The following is a 19,492-nucleotide window of genomic DNA, read 5'->3' as shown; positions in this document are numbered from 1 at the left end:
TCAGTGCTGTGCACGGGCGGGCACGTTGGCCGGCAGGTGTTCACGCAGGTAGTCCGCGCCGGTCTGGATCACCTTGGCCGGATCGCGTGGCTGGTCGTGTTCGACGATGTACCACTGCACGCCAGCGGTGGCGGCGGCCGGTAGGATCGCGTTCCAGTCCAGCACGCCCTGGCCGACCGCAGCGAAACCACCTTCGTCTTCGGCCTGGCCCTTGGGTGCATTGTCCTTGGCGTGTACCGCAAAAACGTGACCGCGGAACTTGCCAAGCATCACCGCCGGGTCCAGTCCCGCTCGCGCGACCCAGGCCAGGTCCAGTTCGGTCTTCAGATCGGGTCCGGCCGCTGCGAACAGCAGCTCCAGCCCGATCTGACCGTCGAAGTCGGCCAGCTCGAAATCGTGGTTGTGATAGGCCAGCTGCATGCCCTTGCCGCGCACCTGTCTGGCGATCCGGCCCAGCTCCTGGCCCAATGCGGTCCAGCCGGCGGCATCGCGCGGACGGTCCTTCTGGTCCAGGTAGGGCACCACCAGTGTGGTGTTGCCTATCGAGCGGTTGAAGGCCACCACGCCATCGAGGTTGTCGCGCAGCTCGGCCAGCTGCACGTGCGACGAAACCGCCCTGATCGAGTACCGGTCCAGCAGTCGCTTCAGTTCCGCAGCGCGGACGTTCTGCGTTCCGACGGTCTCCACCGCGCGCACGCCCGCGTCGTGGACGATCTTCAGCTGCTGGTCGAGCGAGCCTGCATTGCGCAGGGTGTACATCTGCACCGCGATCGGCTTCTGCGTGGTGGCCGCTTCGTCTGCGAAGGCGGGCAGGGCAGCGAGCAGCAGGATGAGACCTGCACTTCTACGGAAAAGAGCTTTCATCAACAGATCCTCCCGGGATTCAACCGATGGCGGTCCAGGCGCGTGACCTGGCCGATGCAATGACGCGATCGACGATCCGCGCCGAGCGCAGGCCGTCTTCGAAGGTGGGCAGGCCTTCGAAGCGCTCGCCGTCAACGGCACGATAGGTGTCGGCGACGAACGCTTCGAAGCAGTGGCCGTAGCCCTGGGCATGCCCCGCTGGCAGCGGCGACAACCGGCGTTGTTCGGCACTGCCGGCACCCGGGCCGCGCACGAAGATTTCCTCGCGCTGCTCGGGCCGGCCGATCCACAACCGCTCGGCATCCTCCTGGTTGAACGCCACGCTCGCATTGGCGCCATCGATCTCGAACCAGAGCCGGTTGTGGCGTCCGGCCGAGACCTGGCTGACCGTCAATGACGCCAGCGTGCCGGCGCCGGTCCTGAACATCGCTGCGGCCACGTCCTCGCTCTCGACCGCCTGCCTTGCGCCGCCTGTCGCCGGCGTGCTGAAGCTCTGGCCAGTGGTGGCGCTGCGCTCGGCGATGACCGTGGCGAACGCCGCGCTCGCTTCGGTGAAGCGTTCGCCACTGACCCATTCCACCAGGTCACACCAGTGCGAGCCGATGTCGGCGAACACGCGCGACGCGCCGCCCAGCGCCGGGTCAACCCGCCAGTTGTTGCTGGCCGGGTCCAGCAGCCAGTCCTGCAGGTAGCTGCCATGGATCAGGTGCAACGGCCCAAGTTCACCCTGCGCGATGCGTGCACGCGCCTCGCGGACCACCGGGTGGTAGCGGTAGACGAAGGGGACGGTGGCAACCAATCCGGTCGAGGCAGCCAGCGCCGCGAGCGCCCGTGCATCGTCCAGCGTCGTCGCCAGAGGTTTCTCGCAGATCACGTGCTTGCCGGCTTCCAGCGCGGCCTGCGCCATCGCGCGGTGCAGGTGGTTGGGCGTGCAGATGTGCACGACCTGTACCTGGGGGTCAGCGACGACGTCATTGATATCGCGATAGGCGTGCGGGACATTCCACGCGTGTGCCACCTCGCTCGCGCGCTGCGGCGACGAGGCCAGTACGCCGCGTACCGCGGCGCCCGCCAGCAGTGCCGCGCGGCGATGCACCGCGCCGATCATGCCGGTACCAACGATGGCGATTCCAAGGTGGGGCATCGGCCGGTCTCCTCAGGGTATGTACGGCGCTGCAGCAGCTGCCGGGCGGTCGCGGAACAGCAGCAGGAAGGCGATCAGCACCACCAGTGCAACACCGGCCGGGAACAACCAGATCTGTTGCCAGTCCGGGCCTGCTGCGGTGGTGAAGTGCTCCACAACGGCACCGGACAGGAAGGTGCCGATCAGCATGCCCACGCCGTAGGTGGCCAGGGTGATGAAGCCCTGTGCGCTGCTGCGCGCGGCGGGGCCGGCATGGGCGTCGGTGTAGATCTGGCCGGTGACGAAGAAGAAGTCATAGCAGATGCCGTGCAGCACGATGCCGATCACCAGCAGCGGGAAACCGCCACCGGCATCGCCGAAGGCGAACAGGGCGTAGCGCACCACCCAGGCGGCCATGCCGACCGCCAGCATGGTCTTCACCCCCAGCCGCACGAACAGGAAGGGCATGGCCAGCATCAGCAGCACTTCGGACACCTGGCCCAGCGACTGCAGGCCGGCGGCGCCCTGCACGCCCAGATCGTTGAGATACGGATTGGTGAAGTTGTAGTAGAACGACAGCGGAATGCAGATGGCGATGGAAGCCAGGAAGAACACCAGGTAGGCACGCGATTTCAGCAGCCGCAACGAATCCAGCCCCAGGATCTGTCCCAGCCCGGCCTCGCGCTGCTGCGCCAGTGGTGGCGTGTGCGGCAGGGTGAACGCATACAGGCCCAGCACCAGCGATGCTGCAGCCGCCATCCGGAACGTCAGTTCAAGCCGATGCGCCTGTTCCCAGCCCAGCCAGCCGATCAGCACGCCTGCGACGATCCAGCCGACGCTGCCGGCCACGCGTACCAGCGGGAACTGCTTCTCCGGCGATTGCATGTGCCGCATCGCCACGCTGTTGGCCAGGGCCAGCGTCGGCATGAACAGCAGCATGTAGCCCATGACGCACGCGGAAAACACGCTGAAACTGGTGGCGGTGGAAGCCAGCCACATCAGCACCGCGCCAGCCAGGTGCAGTACTGCCAGGATGCGCTGCGCCGCGAAATAGCGGTCCGCGATCAGGCCGACCAGGAAGGGTGCCACGATGGCGCCGATGGACTGGCTGAGGAACGCGGTTGCCACTTGGCTCGCGCTGGCCTGCAAGGGGCCCTGCACAAGGTACGTCCCCAGGGTGACGAACCACGCCCCCCAGATGAAGAACTGCAGAAACATCATCGCGCCCAGGCGCGACATCGCGTGCGTCATGGCTTGCCCTCCCGGGGCGGAAATGGTTCAGATTCCCAGCATGCGGTGAAGTGATTCCAGATCCGTGCCGCTCCCGGCAAAATCGTCGAAGGCGCGTTCGGTTACATGGATGATGTGATCGCGGATGAAGGCGGCGCCCTCGCGTGCACCGTCTTCCGGGTGCTTCAGGCAGCACTCCCATTCCAGTACCGCCCAGCCCGGGAAGTCGTACTGCGCGAATCTGGAGAAGATCGCCTTGAAGTCGATCTGGCCATCACCGAGTGAACGGAACCGGCCCGGGCGATCGATCCAGTCCTGGTAGCCGCCATACACGCCGCTGCGCGCGCTGGGCCGGTACTCCGCGTCCTTCACGTGGAAGACGCCGATGCGCGCGTGGTAGCGATCGATGAAACCGAGGTAGTCCATCTGCTGCAGCAGCAGGTGGCTGGGGTCGTACAGGATCTTCGCGCGCGGGTGGTGATCGACCACGTCAAGGAAGCGCTCGAAGGTTGCGCCATCGTGCAGGTCCTCGCCCGGGTGGAGCTCGAAGCACAGGTCCACACCACAGGTGTCGAAGACATCCAGGATCGGTCGCCAGCGGCGGCCGAGTTCGGCGAAGGCTTCTTCCACCAGGCCCGGCGGGCGCTGCGGCCACGGATAGAAATAGGGCCAGGCCAGTGCGCCGGAGAAGGTGGCATGCGCGGCCAGCCCCAGGCGCTGGCTGGCCTGAGCCGCCAGCCGCAGCTGCTCCACCGCCCACGCCTGGCGCGCCGGCGGGTTGCCGCGCACGTTCGCCGGGGCGAATCCGTCGAACAGGCTGTCGTAGGCAGGATGGACCGCGACCAGCTGCCCCTGTAGATGGGTAGACAATTCGGTGATCTGAAGGCCGTAACCGGCCAGCATGCCGGCAATATCGTCGCAGTACGCCTGGCTGCGTGCCGCCTCGGCCAGATCGAACAGGCGGGGCGCGGAGGTGGGAACTTGTACGCCAGAATAGCCCAGACCCGCGGCCCATCCGGCCAGCGTGTCCAGCCGATCAAAAGGAGCTGTGTCGCCGATGAACTGCGCCAGGAACAGCGCTGGACCCTTGAGCGTCTTCAACGTGATTCGCCCTCGATGCAATCGATTGCATTATCCTAGCAGGGGCGCACGCAGGACCTGTTGTGCACTGCACAGCGGACGGGAGAACTAACGCCATGGCCACCATCTACGACATCGCAAAGCACGTCGGCGTCTCCGCCGGCACGGTGTCGCGGGCACTGTCCCGGCCGGACAAGGTCCTGCCGGCCACCCGTGCGCGCATCGAGCAGGCGGCCGCCGCGCTGGGCTATGTGCCCAACACGGTGGCGCGCACGCTCAAGACCCACCGCAGCGGCAAGATCCTGGTCACCGTCCCGGACATTGCCAATCCGTTCTTCGCCCAGATCCTGCAGGGCGCGGAGGACGCAGCGCAGGCGGTCGGCTACGCGGTCCTGCTGGGGGATACCCAGCATCAACCGGACCGCGAGGAGCGCTACGCGCAGATGCTCCGGCGAAACGAGGCCGACGGCATGATCGTGCTGGGGCATCGCCTGCCACCTACGGCGCGTGACATCGTTGAGCAACGCGGTTCCGCCGCACCGGTGGTCAACGGCTGTGAATTCGATCCCGCACTGGGGATTCCCAGCGTCCACATCGACAATGCCGCCGCCGCGCGCACGGTGATGGAACACCTGTATGGACTGGGACACGAACGGATCGCGGTGGTGGGAGGCCCCCCCGACAATCCGCTGCACCAGCAACGGATGGAAGGGGTCCGGGCGGCGGGCAAGGCGCGTGGGCGCCTGCGCCAGCTGAACATCATGCCGGGTGACTTTTCGGTGGAGTCCGGCCATGCAGCTGCGATGTCGATGTTGGCCGTCGCGCCGGTGCCGACTGCGGTCTTCTGTTTCAGCGACCAGATGGCGTTGGGCACTCTCGCTGCCTGCCGGGAGCTGGGCATCCGCGTGCCGGAGGACCTGTCCATCGTCGGCTTTGACGACCTGGCCTCCTCGCGCTACCTCACGCCGCCGCTGACGACGATCAGGCAGCCGATGCGGCAGATTGGCGAGCGCGCGGTCAACCTGCTGCTCGCCATCATCGAACAGGTCGATGTGCCGCTGCAGCAGACGCTGGAGTTCAGCTTCATGCTGCGCGGTTCCACGGCGGCCCCCAGGGGCGGGTGAACACGGCGCCACGGGGCGCCGCCTTGATCCCGAATTGACGCGAACGTGTCAGACTCACCGGCAGCCAGCCCGGCAAGGGCCGTAGCAGCAGGTGCGATCGCGCAGGAGGGGGCAATGCCATTCTTCACCGATTCGGCGGAAGGCGCGGTCGAAGGCATTGGCGCGGCACGTCGCATCGGCTGGATGCGTTTTGTCGGCAATGGACTGGGGGCGATCCCCATCGCGTCGATCATCCTCGAACGGCAGAATGGCGGATGGGCGTGGGTCCTGCTGCTGCTCAACGCGCTGGCGTGGCCCGCGCTGGCGCTGCTGCTGACCCGGCGCTCCCGCCAGCCGGCGCGCGTCCAGTTCCGCTGCATGGTGGCCGATTCCCTGTTCGGCGGCGGCTGGATCGCATTCATGGCGCTCAGTGCCGTGCCCAGCGCGCTGTTTGCCGCGCTGCTGGTGGCCGACAAGATCGCAGCCGGTGGCGTGCGCCTGGCGACGCGCGCCACGTTGGCGCTGCTGCTGGGCTTCGCACTCACCTGGTGGGCGCTCGGCTTCCCATTCCAGCCGGTGACCTCGCAACGCACGATCATGCTGAGCATCCCGTTCCTGTTCGTGTATGGCATCGGGCTGAGCATTCTCAGCTGGCAGCTGGCCCGTCGGGTGAAATCGCAGAACCGCCAGTTGAAGCGGCTGAGCCGGATGGACCCGCTGGTGGAGCTGGCCAACCGCGGCTTCCTGATCGTCCGCGCTCAGCAGGCACTGGACAAGGCGCAGGGTCAGGGTGGTTTCGCCTGCCTGCTGATGCTTGATGTGGATGACTTCAAGCGCATCAATGACTCGCATGGTCATCGTGCCGGGGACGAAGTGCTGCGCCATATCGCGTCCACCTTGCGCGCCTTCGCCCGGCCCGGTGATACCCCTGCGCGGCTGGGAGGCGACCAGTTCGTGGTGCTGCTGCACGACTGTGCGCCCATCGATGCGATGCAGGTGGCCGAGCGGGTCCGCCTGCACCTGCTGGAAGCAGCACGGCAGGCAACACCGGGCATCGAGTTCAGCGTCAGCATCGGCATCGCGGCAACGCCGCGCGGTGGCAGCGTCGAGGACTGGCTGGCACTGGCCGACCGTGCGCTCTACCACGCCAAGCGCCAGGGCAAGAACAACGCCAGCTATGGCGAATAGTGGGCCGGGGGCGGTGGGCATACCGCAGAACGAGGGCGTAGCGCTCGTCCATGCTGTACCCGGAATCATCGCCACCAATCCTCTACCATGGGCCACCCCGCCCGGACGCACCGCCCATGCAAGACGCCCTCGTTGCCCAGCCCAAGCCCCCCATTCCAAGGATCGCGGCGTGGTTGATGATGTTGCTGGGCATGTGGCTGGCGTTGAAGCTGGGCCTGGTGGTGACCCTGCTGTCGGGGCTGCTGGTGTTCCAGCTGACCCACGTGCTGGCCTCCACCGTGGAAGGCAAGCTGCCGCCGGGACGAGCGCGGGCGATCGCGGTGATCGTATTGTCGGCCATCATCATCAGCGCGCTGGTATTGGCCGGCATCGGCGTGGCCTCGTTCTTCCGCAATGAGACCGGCGGCCCGGACGCGCTGCTGGCGCGCCTGATGGAGATCCTCAATACCTCGCGGCACCAGGTGCCGGCGCTGCTGCAACCCTACATTCCCGAAGACATGCCGGCGCTGCGCGCGGCGCTGAACGACTGGGCCGCCGAGCACCAGCGCCAGCTGGGCGTGGCCGGTACCTCGGTGGTGCAGGTGGGCGTGCGCGTGCTGATCGGCATGGTGCTGGGTGCGATGATCGCGCTGTACGACGAACTTCCCGTGCCCAAGATGGGGCCGTTGGCGCAGGAGCTGATCGGGCGCACCAGCCGCCTGGCCACCGCATTCCGCCAGGTGGTGTTCGCACAGGTGAAGATCTCGCTGCTCAACACCGTGTTCACCGCGATCTTCCTGCTGGGCGTGCTGCCGCTGTTCGGTGTGCACCTGCCGCTGTCCAAGACCCTGGTGTTGATCACCTTCGTCGCCGGCCTGCTGCCGGTGGTGGGCAACATCATTTCCAATACGGTCATCACCATCGTTGCGCTGTCTGTCTCGTTCTACGTGGCAGTGGCGGCGCTGCTGTACCTGATCGTGATCCACAAGCTGGAGTACTTCCTCAATGCGCGCATCGTCGGCGGTGAAATCCAGGCCCGCGCCTGGGAGCTGCTGCTGGCCATGCTGGTGATGGAGGCGGCGTTCGGCCTGCCCGGCCTGGTGGCGGCGCCGGTGTTCTATGCCTACGTGAAGCGCGAACTGGTCGACCAGCGCTGGATCTGACCCGGCGAAACCTGTCGCATCTGATCGGCTGGCGTCGGGGCGCCGGCATTGTCGGCGCGTTCGCGCGCGCTGCGCTATATCGCCCCTCGCGGATCGGGCGGCACTGGCTTGGCGCCGCCGGAGCCGGTCGCTACAGTGAGCCGCACTTCAGGGGAATTCTGCATGGCCGGCAAGGTATCGTCCATCAGGTTGCGGACCTGGGTCTGGATCCTGGCTGGGCTGTTTGTCGTGTGCACGTTGCCGTTGATGGCCATCGCCTTGGTCCAGGGAACACTGCGCTCCACCGACGCCGAAGGCAACCTGGCCAGCCTGCGGCAGCTGCGGCAGACCTTCGATCTTGCCAACCTGGCTTCGGCCGAGCGAGGCCCGGCCAACAGCCTGCTGGGGGCTGACCCGGCCGATGCCGCCGAACAGGCACGGCTGGCTGCGCAGCTGGCGGCCGCACGCCAGCGGGTCGACACTGCCCTGCTGCAGCTGGAGACCGTGTTCAAGGATGACCCGGGCGTGTACGACGAGCATCGCCTGCTGGCCAGCGCGCAGCGTCGCCTGAAGTCGGCGCGGGCTGCGGTCGATCATGTCGCGGCGCAACCGCATGACGCACGCCGTGTGGAGGAGGTGGAGCGTGCGATCAGCGGCATGTTCGCGGTGGTTGATCGCCTGCATCTGCTGACCTCGGCGCAGATCAACGCGCTGGTCAGTGCCGACCGTGAGGCGGCGATTCCGGCAATGCAGGGCCAGCTGTTGTTCGATCTTCGCGAGCATGGTGGTCGCCTGGCCTCGAACGTGATGGCGCCGGTGGCGGTACCGGGGGCGTGGCGCGAGGAACAGGTGCGCGCTGCGCTGCAGACCGAGGGCCGCTTGCTGGAGCTATGGCGGTTGGCGAGCAGCCACGAGTCGGTGTTCCGCAGCGACCCGGAATTGTCCTGGCACTGGGACATGGCGCGGCGGCAGCTCTTCGGTGAGTCACTGCCGATGATCGAGCAGCTGATCGAGGATGGCCGCCGTGGCGTGCCGCCGTCGTGGACCGCCGCCGCGTTCACCAATCGCTACGTGCCGACCCTGCAGTCGCTGGAGGCGCTGCGCGATGGCTACCTGAGCGTGTCCATCGCCCGCTTCGAACGCAGTCGCAACCGTGAGGCCATGCGTCTGGCCGTGCTGGTGGCGACCGCGCTGGGCACGCTGGTGGTGCTGGGCATGGCCCTGCGCATTGCCCACCTGCAGATCCTGCAGCCACTGCTGCAGGCGCAGCAGCAGGTGATCCAGCTTGCCTCGGATACGCCCGGTCCGGAGGAGAATGTCACCCACCCGCTGGCCGAGATGCAGCGCCTGTTCGATGCCATCGAAGTGCTGCGCGAGAAATCGCGCGAGCGTTCGGCGTTGACCAGCGAGCTGCGCCAGCTGGCCGGTACCGACCAACTGACCGGGCTGTTGAATCGGCGCGCGCTGGATGAGGTGGTGCAGCGGAGACATGCGGGGGGCGAGGCAAGCGCCGTGGTGATCCTGCTGGACGTGGATCGCTTCAAGGCCATCAACGATGGCCATGGCCATGAAGCCGGCGACGAAGTGCTGGTGCAGGTGGCGCAGTTGCTGCGGCACCACCTGCCGCGCAGCGACAACATCGCCCGCTATGGTGGCGAGGAGTTCCTGGTGCTGCTGGCCGACGGTGATCTGGCCGGCGGGCGCCAGCTGGCTGAATCATTGCGATTGGCGCTTCAGCAGATGGACATCGCGCTGGCCGGGGGCATCGTGCTGCGCGTGACCGCCAGTTTCGGGGTGGCCAAGGGCGGCACCGATGCGCTGGGCTGGCGCAGCCTGCTGCGTGCCGCCGATGCGGCCATGTACCAGGCCAAGGCACAGGGGCGTGACCGGGTACGGGTGGCGGGGGACGGTCGCATCACGCGCTGATGGCACGCGTCAGCCAATGCGTGCATGCACCCGTCGCAGCGTCTGCAGGATCGCCCGACGCGCGGGCGTGCAGCTGCTGCAAACGCAGGTGGTGTGGTGAGCAGCGCGTCACGCACGCGCCACGCGCCCTATCTCGTTTTCTGTGAAGAAGTCGCCATGGACCTTCCACGCTTCGGTCACCGCTCTGCGCAGACGCTGGGATTCCACTTGATGAAGGACGACACCATGACCCAGCTCACCCTGCCCGAACTGGCCAGGAAGATGGCCGACATCGATTTCACCATGCTGCAGACCCGCGCCGGCGGAGAAATTGCCGGTCGTCCGATGAGCAACAACGGTGACGTGGACTACGACGGTGACAGCTGGTTCTTCACCACGGAAGACACCGACATGGTGCACGAGATTGAGGCTGACCCCGCCGTTGCGCTGGGTTTTTCCGGCAGCAAGTCGCTGCTGGGCAAGCCGCCGTTGTTCGTGCACGTGCAGGGAAGGGCGGCGCTGGTGCGCGATCGCGCTGTGATGCGCGAGCACTGGGTGAAGGATCTTGAGCGCTGGTTCGAGCAGGGCGTGGATACACCGGGGCTGGTGCTGATTCACGTGCGCGCCAGCCGCATCCACTATTGGGATGGCGAGGACCAGGGCGAAATGGCCGTCTGACCCGGCAGCGGGAGGCTGGCGGCCATCGCGGCCATTGCGCGGCGCGCCAGGCCTTTGCCATCCTCCCCGCTGTTTTCCGTAGCGTGGAATCCCGATGCGTCCTGCGTTCTTCTGGCTGGCTTTGGCCCTGCTGCCCACACTGGTGGTGGCGCAACCCGCGCGTGCGCCCAAGGCCAAGGCCCCGGCGCAGGATCCCTTCAGCGAGCTGTTCGATACCGCCTGCATGCAGCACATCGGGGCCCCGGCGCGGTTGCAGTCGCTGATGGAATCCAATGGGCTGTCGCCGCTGCAGCCGGCCGAAGCCGCCACGCTGTTGCAGGGGCAATCGGGCGTGGCGTGGATGGTGCCGCTGGCCAGTGGCCGCTATGCGGTGAGCTGGGCTGACGATGGAACGTGTACGGTCTACGCCGAGAAGGCCGACGCGGCGGTGGTGCAGAAGGGGTTTGCCCGGTTGGTGCAGGCCGCACCGAAGCCGTTGCAGGTACGGTCGCTGCCAGGGCGTGGGCCACTGTCGGCCGATCAGGTGGCCATCCAGTACGGCTGGGCTACGCCGGGGCAGGGCAAACTGCAGGTGCGCTTCCGCCTGGTCACGCGGCAGGCGGCCGAAGCCGGGGTGCAGGCCATGGCCTCGGCCGCCCCTGGCGAAGCGATGCAGGCACAGGGCGCACCTGGGCCCTGACAGGGGCGACGCTCGCGATTCAGCCTTTCACGCGGCATGTGATATATCGTTTATCGATAAATCCACCCCGGGGCGGCGAGGCCACCCCAATGCCGGAGGCCGCTTGACCGCTCGTCCCGCCCGCGCCAGACCCGCGCGAGGCTTGTTCACCCTGGCCCTGGCGGCCGTACAGGCCGTCAGGGCGATGTGCTGGCTGGGCATCCTGGCCGCGCTGCTGGCCGTGCCGCTGGTCGCCCACGACCGCCGCTGGCTGCTCGACAGCGTGCATGACGCTGCGGCTGTCGCCGCGCATGGCAATGACCTGTTCCTGCATTTCTGCCTGGGCCTGGGCGCGATCGTCGCGCTGCTGGTGCTGTGCCTGATGTTCCTGCGCCACCTGCTGCGGCTGCTGAAGTCGGCGGCGCGCGAGCGGCCGTTCACCCACGCCAACGCACAGCGCCTGCAGCGCATGGCCTGGCTGATGCTGGCGATGGAGCTGCTGTCGATCCTGATCGGCGCCTACGCGGCCTGGATGGGCCCGGATTTCACCTGGATGGAGGTCGGCGGTGGCATGTCGATCACTGGCTTGGTGGCCGTGCTGATGCTGTTCGTGCTGGCGCGCGTCTTCGCCGTGGGCGCCGCGATGCGCGATGACCTCGACGGTGTCATCTGATGGCAATCGTCATTACCCTGGACCGCATGCTGCAGGAAAGGGGCATGACCCTGTCCGAGCTGGCCGGGCGTATCGACATCACGCTGGCCAACCTGTCGATCCTGAAGACCGGCAAGGCGCGCGCCATCCGCTTTTCCACCCTTGATGCGATCTGCCGCGAGCTGCAGTGCACGCCCGGTGACCTGCTCGGGCACGACCCGGCGCAGGCACAGGACGCTGACTGAGCGGTCGCTCTTTTCCCTTGCCTACTGACGAAACGGACCTGAAATGGAATGGTTGGCTGACCCCTCGATCTGGATGGGCCTTGCAACCCTGGTCGTGCTGGAGATCGTTCTCGGCATCGACAACCTGGTGTTCATCGCGATCCTTGCCGACAAGCTGCCGCCGCACCAGCGTGACCGCGCGCGGGTGATCGGCCTGGCGCTGGCCTTGCTGATGCGGCTGGTGCTGTTGGCCGCACTGGCCTGGATCATGAAACTGACCGCGCCGCTGCTGACGCTGTTCGACCACAGCTTTTCCGGGCGTGACCTGATCCTGCTTGGCGGTGGCCTGTTCCTGCTGTTCAAGGGCACCATGGAACTGCACGAACGGCTGGAAGGCCGCGAACACCACGAGGACGGCAAGAAGGTCTACGCCAGCTTCGCAATGGTGGTGGCGCAGATCGTGGTGCTCGACGCGGTGTTCTCGCTGGACTCGGTGATCACCGCGGTCGGCATGGTCGACAACCTCGGCGTGATGTATGCGGCCGTGACGATCGCCATGGCGCTGATGCTGCTGGCCAGCAAGCCGCTGACCCGCTTCGTCAACAAGCATCCCACCGTGGTGGTGCTGTGCCTGGGCTTCCTGCTGATGATCGGCTTCAGCCTGGTGGCCGAAGGACTGGGCTACAAGATCCCCAAGGGCTACCTGTACGCGGCGATCGCCTTCTCGATCCTGGTCGAGGCGTTCAACCAGTGGGTGCGTTTCAACCGCGAGCGCAACGAGCGCCGCCTGCCGTTCCGCCAGCGCACCGCCGATGCCGTGCTGCGCATGCTGGGCGCGCGCCCGGCCAATGGTCACGACGATGAAGGGGGGGACGGGCAGGTGGACACTGCAGAGCGCTTGCAGCCGGCCGAACACGAGATGATCCGCAGCGTGCTGGGCCTGGCCGATCGCCCGGTGTCGAGCGTGATGACGGTGCGTGCCGACGTGCAGTGGATCGACTTGGCGCGTGGGCAGGAGGATGTGGTGGCACGCCTGGTGGCGTCGCCGCACACCCGCCTGCTGGTGGGTGAGGGTGACCTGGACAGCCTGCGTGGCGTGGTGCAGAGCCGCGACCTGCTGGCCGACCTGCTGCAGGGCAGGCCGCTGCAGTTGGAGGGCAACCTGCGCGAGCCGCAGTACGTGCTGTCCAGTGCCAGCGCGCTGCAGGCGCTGGAACTGATCCGCCAGCACCCGGTGCCGCTGGCGGTGGCGGTGGACGAGTACGGCAGCGTGGAAGGCCTGGTGACCGCCAACGACCTGCTGGCGGCCATTGCCGGTGACCTGGTCGATACCCAGGACGAGCGCTATGGCGTGGTCGCGCAGGGCGAGGACCAATGGGAGGCCGACGGTGCGCTGACTCTGGACGACCTGCAGCGGCTGGCCGGCGTATCGTTGCCGCGCAGTGCCGACTACATGACCATCTCCGGGCTGGTGCTGGAGCAGCTGGGTCGGCTGCCGGACATCGGCGATGTGGTGGAGGTGGCGGGTGTGCGCATCACCGTGCTGGCGATGGAGAAGCGCCGCATCGCCCGCCTGCGGGTGGAGCGCCTCGACGGAATGGCCTGACCCACCTGTTGATGCAGAGCCGAGCCCATGCTCGGCTGCATGTTGAGCAGCCGAGCATGGGCTCGGCGCTACACAACGCCGCCCGCAGCCGTCACCATGGCGGCCCCCACTTTCCCTCCCGGATGGTTGCAGTGCTGAGTACGATCGGTTTGTTGATGGGCCTGTATGTGGCCTGGCGCCTGTTCTGGCCACTGCGCATGCCCCCCTGGCAGAAGGTCGTGCTGTCGCTGCTGCTGGTGGGCGTAGCCGTGCAGCTGCGTATCGTCGCCACGTTCTGGGGCACGATGGCCTCGCCCGAGATTCCGAAACTGGCCATCGCCACGCTGGCTACCGGCTCCACGGCGGTGTTGCTGTTGGCGTTGCTGATGCTGGCGATGGATGCGGGCCTGCTCGCGTCCCGCCTGCTGCGCTGGCCACGTGCGGTAGCCGCATTGCGCACGCGGCGCTTGCGGCCGGCGGCCGGCGTGCTGGCGCTGCTGGTCAGTGGTTATGGTGTCAGCCAGGGCATGGCGGTGCCTCATGCCCGGCAGATCGAGGTGAGCATTGCCGGGCTGCCAGCGGCGTTCGACGGCTATCGCGTGCTGCAGCTGACCGACATCCATGCCAGCCGTCTGCTGACCGGCGACTGGGTGCGTAGAGTGGTGGCCGAGAGCAACGCGCTGAAGCCGGACCTGATCGTGATCACCGGCGATCTGATCGATGGCAGCGTCGAGGCCCGTCGCGACGACGCGCGTCCGTTGGCCGATCTGCAGGCGCCGGACGGCGTCATTGCCATCACCGGCAACCACGAGTACTACGCGCAGTACCAGGCATGGATGCAGGCGTTCCGCGCGCTGCACATGCAGGTGCTGGAGAACAGCCACCTGCAGGTGCGACGCGGTGATGCGGCGCTGACCATCGCTGGTGTCACCGACCCGGTGGCGGCGCGTTATGGCCTGCCGCTGCCGGATCTGGACGCCGCCTTGGCCGGCGCCGATCCCACCGCGCCCGTGATCCTGCTCGATCACCGCCCGCGTAATGCACGCTCGGCAGCAGCGCGCGGCGTCAAACTGCAGCTGTCCGGGCATACCCACGGCGGGCAGATCATCGGCATGGACCAATTGGTGAAGCGGGCCAATGGTGGCTTCGTCTCCGGCCGCTACGACGTGGATGGGATGACCCTGTACGTGAGCAATGGCGCTGGCCTGTGGGCCGGATTCCCCGCGCGCATCGGGGTTTCCTCGGAAATCACCCTGATCACGCTGCGCCGCGCCCCGTGACCTGAAGTGGGGCATATCCCTTTCCGCAGAGAATTCGCTGCCTATCGTGCTGGGATCCCTCTGTAGAGCCGAGCCCATGCTCGGCTGAGCCAGGGGCAGCCGAGCATGGGCTCGGCTCTACAGGTAACCGCCTCCTCAAGAACTCCGCAGCGGTGGCCGCGCATGCGCATTGCGCCGCAGCGACTGCGCCCGCTTGGCGATCGCACGCACCACGACAGCGGTGAAGAGCAACGCGGAGGGTACCGCGTACCAGAAGTTGCCGGGCACGCGCTTGAAGTACGAATAGGTGAACACTGCGGCGATGATCCACATGCCGGTCACGTGCAGGCGACGCCACACGGTGGGGCCCATGCGGCGGGCGATGCCACGATGCGAGGTGATGGCCAGGGCGAGGATGGCTACATAGCCGATCGTGCCCGGCAGGTTGGCCAGGGCCGAGCGTGCCGGCCAGAACGCGGGGTTGAGGATGCCGAAGGCGGTGATCGCCACCGCATGCAGCAGGTGCGAGAACGCGAATGACAGGCCGATGATGCGCCGCTCGCGCAACATGTGCTGGGTGAACGGGCCGGGCAGCAGGCTGGCGAACGACGATGCGGTGAACGCGGCCAGGAACAGCAGGAACGACGTGCGTGCAGTGACCCGGATCGCCGCGCGGCTGCCCTCGACCACGTCGGGCTGCAGGGTGAACGCCGCCAGTGCGACGGCGATCAGGACCACAGCCATGGTCACGAAAAGGCGCCAGCCGTGCAGGAAGGAAGTGTTGGAAGCAGCCATGATCAAACCTCGAATCAGACAGGGGTAGTGCCGGCCGCTGGCCGGCAGTCGCAGAACCCGGCCAGCGTGACCAGCACGCCGGCCGCGCATAGTTCGCCCAGCAAGGGCATGGCCACCACGCGCAGTTCGTCGGCGGCCACGCCATGCGCATCGGCCAGTGCGTTCAGCGCGTCATCCACGTGGGTACCGTCATCAGCGAAGGCCGACAGCAGCGCATACGCCAGTGGTGCCAGTTCCTCGACCTGCAGCTGGTAGTCCGCCAGGCGGCGCAGCAGCAGAAGCGTCGGCTCGCTGGCGGCGGCATCGTCCAGCGCGGCGTCCTCATGCACCGGCCACCGGTAGCCCAATACCCGCACCAGCGGCGACAGCGCCAGCACATCGCTGCCCGCCGGCATGGACTGCAATGAATGCCCGGCATCACGTGCCTCGATGTGCAGCGTCTGCTGCGTGCTTTCGTAGTGCGCCAGTTCCGCCGCCCAGCCGGGCAGCGCGAACGCATACTGCACAGCCAGCCACGCAGCGAACTCGCTGGCGATCTGCGGGAACAACGGGGTATGGCAGACGTGATGTGCGTAGTAGTGCTCGACCAGACCGCGCCAGCGCGCTTCGCCCAGCTGTTCCAGCAGTCGCGGCAGGCTGCCTGCCAAAAGGGTGTCCAGGCTGTCGATGCACAGGCGGCGGTAGACCGCCATCCGCCGTGCCTCGACGCCATCGGGCGCAGGCATCGACGGGTCCCGTACATGATCGGCCCAGCGCCGTTGCACGATGGCCAGCGACTCAGCCATGGGCCACCTCCTGCCAACGTGCCTCAACCTGCGCTTGGCGGATGTGCGCAACCTCGGCCAGCAACTCCGCCAGCGGCGGAAAGTTGAAGTCGCGTTCGAGCAGCGTGGGGCGCACGCCCAACCGCGCATAGGCCTCGCGCAGGAGCGCCCAGACCACGCCTTTCACCGGCGCCCCATGGGTATCGATCTTGAAGCCGTCGTCTTCATCGAAGTGGCCCGCTACGTGCAGCGAGGCGACACGGTGGGACGGCACGCGAGCCAGGAATTCGAAGGCGTCGTAACCGTTGTTGCAGGCATTGACGAAGACGTTGTTGACGTCCAGCAGGAGGTCGCAGTCGGCTTCGGCGAGCACGGCGTTGATGAAGTCGATCTCGCTCATGTCCGCGCCGGCAACGGCGTAGTAGGAAATGTTCTCCACGGCGATGCGTCGGCCCAGCATGTCCTGCACCTGGGCGATACGGCCGGCGACATGGTGAACGGCCTCGGCGGTGAACGGCAGTGGCAGCAGGTCGTAGACATGGCCACCGGCGGCGCAGTAGCTCAGGTGTTCGCTGTACAGCTGCACCTGGTGCAGGTCGAGGAAGGCACGGGTCTGTGCCAGCAGGGTGCGGTCCAGCGGATCAGGACCGCCCAGCGACAGCGACAGGCCGTGGCAGGTCAAGGGGTGGCGCTCGCTGAGTTGGCGCAGCGCGTCGCCGTGTGCACCGCCGACGCCGATCCAGTTGTCGGGGGAGACTTCGAGAAAGTCGATGGCACCGGCCGGCATGGCCAGCAGTTCGTCGATCAGGCCACGGCGCAGGCCAAGACCGGCGGCATGGGTGGGCAGGGGCAGGGACATGGCGGATGCTCCACAGAGAGCGCCGCCTTGAAGGCGGCGCCGGTTGAACGTCGATCAATCGGCAACGCGGGAGAACAGGCCCTTCGGCATCGGCTTGCCGTTGGCGGTGTAGACGCTGCGCAGGTAGTCGTGCGCTTCCTGCTCGCTGATGTAACCGTCGTGGTCGGTGTCGATGCGGTCGAACTCGGCGGCACGCTTGGCGGCCACAGCGTTGAATTCGGCACGCGAGACCTTGCCGTCGTGGTCGCGATCAGTGCGGGCAAACGAGGCGTCGCCGCACTTGCCTTCGCCACACTGGCCCTCGGCCACCTTGGCCTTGCCGGCGGGCTTGCCGGTGGTGGCCTTGTTGGCCCCGCACTTGCCTTCACCGCACTTGCCTTCGGCGGCGGCGCTCATGGCCACCGCGCTGATCGCCAGCGGCTGGATCGCCGCGGCCTGGCCGGCCAGCAGCAGGCCACCGGCCAGGGCGATGCCGATGGCACCGATGCGCGGCAGGCGGGAGGAAGAGGTGTTCTTGGTCGAGATGGACATGGTGGTGACTCCTTGGGAAAGCACGCGGGGCGTGCGGGATGGACGCCGCCGAAGAGGCGACGGAAAGCGAAACGCGCGGGAACAGGGGAGTCGGCTCAGGCGGCGCGGCGACAGCGCAGCAGATGGCCCAGCAGCAGCACACCGCCGAGCAGGGCACCGCCGAAGCCGATGCCGGGCAACAGCGCGGCAACCGGCAGCAGCAGGGCGATCAGGCTGACGCCCCAACCCAGGCCGTCATTGCCTGCCGTGGCACGGCCGGGGCCGGCCAGCAGCCGGTCCACGCTGAGTGCGCCACCGCCGTTGAGGATCAGTGGTAGCAGCATGGCCAGGAACAGCAACGGCAGCTTGAAGTTGCCGTAGCCCTGGTCGGTGATCGCATAGCCCTGCCAGAGTTCACCCAGGCCGTTCCATTGGTCGGGCCAGTGCACGGCGGCGATGGCAACGATGGTGAGTACCCAGAACACGTAGGCCACCGAGCGCGTGGCCAGGCCGAGCAGCAGCATCACTGCACCCACCAGTTCCAGCCACGTGGCCAGCTGCCAGTTCAGCGACGCGGGCAGTGTGGAGAACGGGAACGGGAAGCAGCCTTCCAAGTCGGCGAACCAGTTCTGGCCGCCCAGCTTCTCGCGGCCGGATTCAAAGAACTCCCAGGCCAGCAGGGTGCGCAGCGCCAACGGCGAGAGCCAGCGGCCGACGGCGTCCAGGCGGGGCGTATACACGGAAGAAGCGGTGCTGATCATGGTGGTGTCCTGCGGGCCAGTGGTCGATGGAAGCCATTCCAGGCGGTGCAGGTATCGGAAACGTGTGCCGTTGCCCGGGGTTTTGTCAGCGACTGTGGCCGCGGCCGGGGTTTCGTACAGTCAGATACAAAGACGATGCGCTGATGCGCATCGGGGCGTTGCGCGCCCGCGTGCGGGCAGCGATATCCACCCGAAAGCGCCCGGCCAGGACCGGCGCGCGAATGTATCCCACTGTAGAAACCCGCCTGCGCCCTACAGTCCGGTACAACTCCGCGCTGCAGAGAAACAGCGCCGATACACCGGCAGGCGGAAATGGCCACTCCCAACTCCGGAGTGCCCCCCATGATCCGTACCTGCTTGCTGGCCGCCGCTCTCGCCCTCGCCGCCGCCCCTGCCTTCGCTGCCCAGGCCGATACCGTTGCACCGCCCACCGTCATCCTGGTGCACGGCGCGTTCGCTGATGGCTCCAGCTGGAGCAAGGTCATCAGCACCCTGCATGACTGGAAGCTGCAGGCGGTGGCCGTGCAGAATCCGCTCACCTCGTTGGCCGACGACGTCGCCGCCACCCGTCGTGCGATTGCCGCTGCGCCTGGCAAGGTGGTGCTGGTCGGCCACAGCTGGGGTGGCACGGTCATCACCGAAGCGGGCAATGACCCGAAGGTGCAGGCGCTGGTGTACGTGGCCGCGTTCGCACCGGATGCAGGACAGTCTTCGGCGCAACAGGGCGAGGGTTTCCCGGTTGGCCCGGGCCTGGCCCGACTGCAGGAAAGGGATGGCTACCTGACGTTGCCGGCTGATGCCGTCGCCCAGGACTTCGCGCCGGACGTGATGAAGAAGTCGGCCGCACTGCTGTACAGCACGCAGGTCCCGTTGAAGGCCAGCGCGCTGGGCGAAGTAGTGAACGTTGCGGCGTGGCGCAGCAAGCCGAGCTGGTACGTGCTCAGCCGCGATGACCGCATGCTGTCGCCGCAGCTGCAGGCCGCCACCGCCAAGCGCATCGGTGCACAGCTGCAATCGATCGGCAGCAGCCATGTGTCGCTGCTTTCGCATCCGGCGCAGGTGGCCGACAGCATCCTGGAAGCGGCGGGAGTGAAGCCGGCCGAATTGCCGCTGGCCGAGCAGGGGGGCTGAAC

21 protein-coding genes are annotated in these 19,492 nt (G+C 67.2%); 11 read left to right on the top strand and 10 right to left on the bottom strand.

The window, feature by feature from the left end:
* Genes AC5P6A_RS01690 through AC5P6A_RS01675 form a run of 4 tightly spaced genes read right to left on the bottom strand, consistent with a single transcriptional unit; the run spans nucleotide 1 to nucleotide 4,318 of the window.
* Nucleotides 1–864 (bottom strand): TIM barrel protein, encoded by an 864-nt coding sequence (locus tag AC5P6A_RS01690; RefSeq protein WP_180876153.1) that lies wholly within the window; start codon nucleotides 862–864, stop codon nucleotides 1–3.
* 19 nt (nucleotides 865–883) lie between these two features.
* Entirely contained in the window at nucleotides 884–2,008 is a 1,125-nt protein-coding gene (locus AC5P6A_RS01685) for a Gfo/Idh/MocA family protein (protein WP_058980803.1), read from the bottom strand.
* A 12-nt stretch (nucleotides 2,009–2,020) separates the two neighbouring features.
* Nucleotides 2,021–3,238 carry an MFS transporter gene (locus AC5P6A_RS01680; protein WP_180876151.1) on the bottom strand — a complete coding sequence of 406 codons (1,218 nt, stop codon included), beginning with the start codon at nucleotides 3,236–3,238 and terminating at the stop codon, nucleotides 2,021–2,023.
* 27 nt (nucleotides 3,239–3,265) lie between these two features.
* Entirely contained in the window at nucleotides 3,266–4,318 is a 1,053-nt protein-coding gene (locus tag AC5P6A_RS01675; protein ID WP_021203068.1) for a sugar phosphate isomerase/epimerase family protein, read from the bottom strand.
* Nucleotides 4,319–4,413: 95 nt separating this feature from the next.
* Between AC5P6A_RS01675 and AC5P6A_RS01670 the strand changes: the two genes are divergently transcribed.
* The 3 genes from AC5P6A_RS01670 to AC5P6A_RS01660 all read left to right on the top strand — a co-directional run bounded on the left by AC5P6A_RS01670 (nucleotide 4,414) and on the right by AC5P6A_RS01660 (nucleotide 7,730).
* The gene (locus tag AC5P6A_RS01670) at nucleotides 4,414–5,421 is read left to right on the top strand and encodes a LacI family DNA-binding transcriptional regulator (RefSeq protein ID WP_058980811.1); all 1,008 of its coding nucleotides are present in this window, start codon (nucleotides 4,414–4,416) and stop codon (nucleotides 5,419–5,421) included.
* A 114-nt stretch (nucleotides 5,422–5,535) separates the two neighbouring features.
* Nucleotides 5,536–6,588 (top strand): sensor domain-containing diguanylate cyclase, encoded by a 1,053-nt coding sequence (locus AC5P6A_RS01665; RefSeq protein ID WP_495222202.1) that lies wholly within the window; start codon nucleotides 5,536–5,538, stop codon nucleotides 6,586–6,588.
* A 116-nt stretch (nucleotides 6,589–6,704) separates the two neighbouring features.
* Nucleotides 6,705–7,730, top strand: coding sequence for an AI-2E family transporter (locus AC5P6A_RS01660; protein WP_180876149.1), 1,026 nt, complete (start codon nucleotides 6,705–6,707; stop codon nucleotides 7,728–7,730).
* A 74-nt stretch (nucleotides 7,731–7,804) separates the two neighbouring features.
* Here AC5P6A_RS01660 and AC5P6A_RS01655 read toward each other — a convergent pair whose 3' ends face one another.
* The gene (locus tag AC5P6A_RS01655; protein WP_258009872.1) at nucleotides 7,805–7,984 is read right to left on the bottom strand and encodes a hypothetical protein; all 180 of its coding nucleotides are present in this window, start codon (nucleotides 7,982–7,984) and stop codon (nucleotides 7,805–7,807) included.
* On the opposite strand from AC5P6A_RS01655, the gene AC5P6A_RS01650 reads away from it, so the two are divergent.
* The 7 genes from AC5P6A_RS01650 (at nucleotide 7,977) to AC5P6A_RS01620 (ending at nucleotide 14,691) form a co-directional block, all read left to right on the top strand.
* Nucleotides 7,977–9,635, top strand: coding sequence for a GGDEF domain-containing protein (locus AC5P6A_RS01650; protein WP_495222201.1), 1,659 nt, complete (start codon nucleotides 7,977–7,979; stop codon nucleotides 9,633–9,635). The genes AC5P6A_RS01655 and AC5P6A_RS01650 overlap by 8 nt on opposite strands.
* Nucleotides 9,636–9,860: 225 nt before the next feature.
* Nucleotides 9,861–10,292 (top strand): pyridoxamine 5'-phosphate oxidase family protein, encoded by a 432-nt coding sequence (locus AC5P6A_RS01645; RefSeq protein WP_026346954.1) that lies wholly within the window; start codon nucleotides 9,861–9,863, stop codon nucleotides 10,290–10,292.
* 94 nt (nucleotides 10,293–10,386) lie between these two features.
* Nucleotides 10,387–10,971 (top strand): NMCC_0638 family (lipo)protein, encoded by a 585-nt coding sequence (locus tag AC5P6A_RS01640; protein WP_058980816.1) that lies wholly within the window; start codon nucleotides 10,387–10,389, stop codon nucleotides 10,969–10,971.
* 184 nt (nucleotides 10,972–11,155) lie between these two features.
* The gene (locus tag AC5P6A_RS01635) at nucleotides 11,156–11,623 is read left to right on the top strand and encodes a DUF2975 domain-containing protein (protein WP_026346953.1); all 468 of its coding nucleotides are present in this window, start codon (nucleotides 11,156–11,158) and stop codon (nucleotides 11,621–11,623) included.
* Nucleotides 11,623–11,847 (top strand): helix-turn-helix domain-containing protein, encoded by a 225-nt coding sequence (locus AC5P6A_RS01630; protein WP_005408494.1) that lies wholly within the window; start codon nucleotides 11,623–11,625, stop codon nucleotides 11,845–11,847. Before AC5P6A_RS01635 ends, AC5P6A_RS01630 begins: the two co-directional genes overlap by 1 nt.
* Nucleotides 11,848–11,890: 43 nt before the next feature.
* On the top strand, nucleotides 11,891–13,432 hold the full coding sequence (locus AC5P6A_RS01625; protein WP_155029112.1) for a TerC family protein: 1,542 nt from the start codon (nucleotides 11,891–11,893) through the stop codon (nucleotides 13,430–13,432).
* Between the two features lie 122 nt (nucleotides 13,433–13,554).
* The gene (locus AC5P6A_RS01620; RefSeq protein ID WP_180876145.1) at nucleotides 13,555–14,691 is read left to right on the top strand and encodes a metallophosphoesterase; all 1,137 of its coding nucleotides are present in this window, start codon (nucleotides 13,555–13,557) and stop codon (nucleotides 14,689–14,691) included.
* 135 nt (nucleotides 14,692–14,826) lie between these two features.
* On the opposite strand, the gene AC5P6A_RS01615 is transcribed toward AC5P6A_RS01620, so the two are convergent.
* The 5 genes from AC5P6A_RS01615 to AC5P6A_RS01595 all read right to left on the bottom strand — a co-directional run bounded on the left by AC5P6A_RS01615 (nucleotide 14,827) and on the right by AC5P6A_RS01595 (nucleotide 18,359).
* On the bottom strand, nucleotides 14,827–15,465 hold the full coding sequence (locus AC5P6A_RS01615) for a ferric reductase-like transmembrane domain-containing protein (RefSeq protein ID WP_111098249.1): 639 nt from the start codon (nucleotides 15,463–15,465) through the stop codon (nucleotides 14,827–14,829).
* A gap of 14 nt (nucleotides 15,466–15,479) precedes the next feature.
* Entirely contained in the window at nucleotides 15,480–16,250 is a 771-nt protein-coding gene (locus tag AC5P6A_RS01610) for an HvfC family RiPP maturation protein (RefSeq protein ID WP_180876143.1), read from the bottom strand.
* Nucleotides 16,243–17,088 (bottom strand): HvfB family MNIO-type RiPP peptide maturase, encoded by an 846-nt coding sequence (locus tag AC5P6A_RS01605; RefSeq protein WP_019659350.1) that lies wholly within the window; start codon nucleotides 17,086–17,088, stop codon nucleotides 16,243–16,245. Before AC5P6A_RS01605 ends, AC5P6A_RS01610 begins: the two co-directional genes overlap by 8 nt.
* Nucleotides 17,089–17,142: 54 nt before the next feature.
* Nucleotides 17,143–17,619: an HvfA family oxazolone/thioamide-modified RiPP metallophore gene (locus AC5P6A_RS01600; protein ID WP_014646322.1), complete on the bottom strand. Its 477-nt coding sequence runs from the start codon at nucleotides 17,617–17,619 to the stop codon at nucleotides 17,143–17,145.
* A gap of 95 nt (nucleotides 17,620–17,714) precedes the next feature.
* On the bottom strand, nucleotides 17,715–18,359 hold the full coding sequence (locus AC5P6A_RS01595) for an HvfX family Cu-binding RiPP maturation protein (protein ID WP_329841453.1): 645 nt from the start codon (nucleotides 18,357–18,359) through the stop codon (nucleotides 17,715–17,717).
* Between the two features lie 342 nt (nucleotides 18,360–18,701).
* Here AC5P6A_RS01595 and AC5P6A_RS01590 point away from each other — a divergent pair, with 342 nt between their 5' ends.
* On the top strand, nucleotides 18,702–19,490 hold the full coding sequence (locus tag AC5P6A_RS01590) for an alpha/beta fold hydrolase (protein WP_180876139.1): 789 nt from the start codon (nucleotides 18,702–18,704) through the stop codon (nucleotides 19,488–19,490).
* Nucleotides 19,491–19,492 lie beyond the last annotated feature (2 nt).

Source organism: Stenotrophomonas sp. YJH_SMC_20, assembly GCF_059367845.1.
This window is presented reverse-complemented; position numbering and strand designations above follow the sequence as displayed.